This is a genomic window from Vibrio sp. V39_P1S14PM300 (assembly GCF_009904765.1).
Lineage (GTDB): Bacteria > Pseudomonadota > Gammaproteobacteria > Enterobacterales > Vibrionaceae > Vibrio > Vibrio proteolyticus.
The window spans coordinates 1-2,876 of record NZ_WXWP01000347.1; the positions used below are offsets into that span (position 1 = coordinate 1).

General features: G+C 42.9%; 3 protein-coding genes. 2 read left to right on the forward strand and 1 reads right to left on the reverse strand.

What is annotated here, in order from left to right:
• A partial coding sequence (locus tag CAG65_RS18165; protein WP_237668852.1) for an EAL domain-containing protein occupies nucleotides 1–1,209 on the forward strand: 1,209 nt, incomplete at its 5' end.
• Nucleotides 1,210–1,567: 358 nt separating this feature from the next.
• Nucleotides 1,568–2,464: a sigma-70 family RNA polymerase sigma factor gene (locus CAG65_RS18170; protein WP_021703345.1), complete on the forward strand. Its 897-nt coding sequence runs from the start codon at nucleotides 1,568–1,570 to the stop codon at nucleotides 2,462–2,464.
• 39 nt (nucleotides 2,465–2,503) lie between these two features.
• Here the strand turns inward: CAG65_RS18170 and CAG65_RS18175 are convergent.
• The coding region (locus tag CAG65_RS18175) for a hypothetical protein (protein WP_161454537.1) at nucleotides 2,504–2,876 on the reverse strand (373 nt) is incomplete at its 5' end.

Here is a 2,876-nt window from a genome sequence, read left to right on the forward strand (position 1 = left end):
GTATTAGACAATCAATACTATGTCTGTTTATGTATCCGACCCGATTTCAGTCAAATGTCGCGAGAAATGATGTCGAGTCGTTTGGCGATTGGCTTAAAAAACATCCCACAAGATTTGCTGTTGGGATATGCGCCAGGTGGGGTGTTTTATCTTTTATTCGACGTTCATCTCGATAATTTGAAGGAAGCGAGTGGGTTATCACGTTCAATACGCACTTTCAAACGAGCGCTAAAGCGATGTATTGACGACAGTGTTTATCGTGATGTGCGCAATGGTCATTTTGGTGTGGATATTTTTGGCCTGGATGAAACGCCAATAGAGAAAATCATTTCGCATGCTGAAAAAGCAATGGTGACACATGATCGGCGTGTGACTAACGTAAATTTTTACGATGAGCAACTTTACCGGCGAGCAATATATGTCAGAAACCTGGAACAAACGGTTATTGAAGCGATTCGGGCTCGTAGTTTGAAAGTGCATTATCAACCCATTGTGAACCTGAAAACGGGCCGGATTGATAAAGTAGAAGCGCTGTGTCGATTCGAAGAGATGAAAGGGGACTACAGCATTCAGGAGCTGATTCGCACTGCGGAAGAGTTAGGTTTGGTTCATACACTGGACAAGATCATTACTGAAAAAGCAGTCAAGGAGTTCTCGGAGTTCTACTTAAAAAGCCCAGAACCGATTGAATTAAGCGTGAATTGTTCTCTGGCAGATCAGGAACATGGCCTAAATTATCTGGCAGATTTACATCGGCTCATCGAGCTAAAACGAGAAAAGGGCATGCCAGTTACGATCGAGATTACCGAGAGTGCTTATTTTGACGGTTCTTTGGGGAATTCGGAATTGATTAATACGATCCGCCGATCAGGCATTCATATAGCGGTGGACGACTTTGGTACTGGCAGTTCCTCCTTTGCCTACTTTAATGACTTTTCTTTTGATGTATTGAAAATTGATCGTAAGTTTATTTCTGAGCTGCATCTGATCAAGCAGAAATTCTATGCCGTAAAAATGCTGACTGAATTATCGCATGCGTTGGGTATTAAAGTTGTCGCAGAAGGTGTTGAGAGTAAAGAAGAATTAGACCTGTTGCGCACGATTGATGTTGATTATGTACAGGGGTTCTACTTTTGTCGTCCAGTCGGAAAGGAATCGCTAATCGCTGTTAACGATGTCAATGAACTCTTGATTCATCGTGCTGACTAGGACTTTCGTTGTATTTTAAAACTTTTTTTAACGAAATTTTTGTCTGATCCTGAGTGAGGTAGATTTAATTTTATTCGACTAATTAACTCCATGGCAGTATAACTGCCCGTAAAGTAAGGGAAATTGGTTTGTGTTGATAAAAATACTGATGTAAGTACTTATAATTAGAAGAGCTATTAGACCAAAAATATAATTTTATGGGTTTGCACAGTTAATTCCTTGGTTCTAAACTACACATTGAGTTGAAGTGATGATTATTTCATATTCACTCAACGAAAGTACTAATTACGATTAGATTGCAAAGCCTGAAAGGAAGAGGGATTTGCGACAACAATGTTTAGTTGGACTGGAGTTGATTATGTACAATGGACGTGCTTTGAACAAACCAGGGGCGGAGACGCTCACTGGGGTTGCTCATGAAGTTGAATCTCCACAAGATCCTTACGCTAAATACATCAACGATATCGTTGGTGTCGATCTGCTTTCCCCAGAGCAAGAGGTGCACTACGCAAGACTGGCCAGACAAGGTGAGCGCTCAGCCAGAGATGTTCTCATCGAGTCGAACTTGCGACTGGTTGTCAAAATTGCTCGTAAATATACCCGCCGAGGAAACCACAGCCATGGATTGCTGGATCTGATTGAAGAAGGCAACATTGGCTTGATGAAAGCTATCGACAAGTTTGATCCTGAACTGGGTTACCGCTTTTCGACTTACGCAGTTTGGTGGATTCGAGAAAGTATTGAATCATCTCTGATGAACAACTCAAGAACGGTCCGTCTGCCTATTCACGTGCAAAAAGAGATATTTAAACTCTCTCGTGATGCAAAAGAAGTGGGGCTCGAGCTTCGCCGTGATCCCTCGGTCACCGAACTGGCACAGAAAACCAATCGCTCAGTCGAGCAAGTGAGCGAACTGATCGACCTGAGTGGTTTTATTGAATCGAGCGCGAGTGTTTCAACCTTTGATTCTCCCGCATTTACCCTCGAACAATATCAAGATGAAGTGACGGCGGAACCACATAATACGTGCCAACAAACGGCACTGATGTCTGGCTTAGAAAAGCACGTCGACAGCTTACCCGATAAACACCGTACTATCGTGATCCATCGTTACGGTTTGTTTGGTCAGGAAGTCAAAACTTTGGACTGGCTGGGTAATGAGTTCGGTCTGTCAAAAGAGCGGGTGCGACAACTCCAGGCTGAAGCAATAAGAAAGCTTCGCAACAAACTCAGTTTTGATGGTTGGATGGATTGATTAGTCACAAATCAAAGCCCCTTATGGGGCTTTGGTGCATCAATGTCGCCCATAAGTCTGCAATGCTAAGGCTTGATCCAGTAAGAATTCCAGATGGTTTTTCGCAGGGCTTCTGGCAGGCCAGTTAGACAAGATACGTTTCAAAGCGGCTTGGTAGACCTGGCTTCTCAACACCAGCATTATCGTGTTGTCATGGTGGTCGAGCAGTTGTTTTTGAATGTCAAGATACTCATCTTTTGCTTCAATATCGATTTTTTGAAGCTGTTGAAGGGGATAGAATCCTTCTTCATACCAACAGTTTAGAATATCGCGCATTTCTAACTCTTCGTCCGGGACGTCAAACACGCGAAAATTGTGACCGGATGGTACTGGCGTACAGTACGTTTCATCTAACTTATCATTGACGAATTTA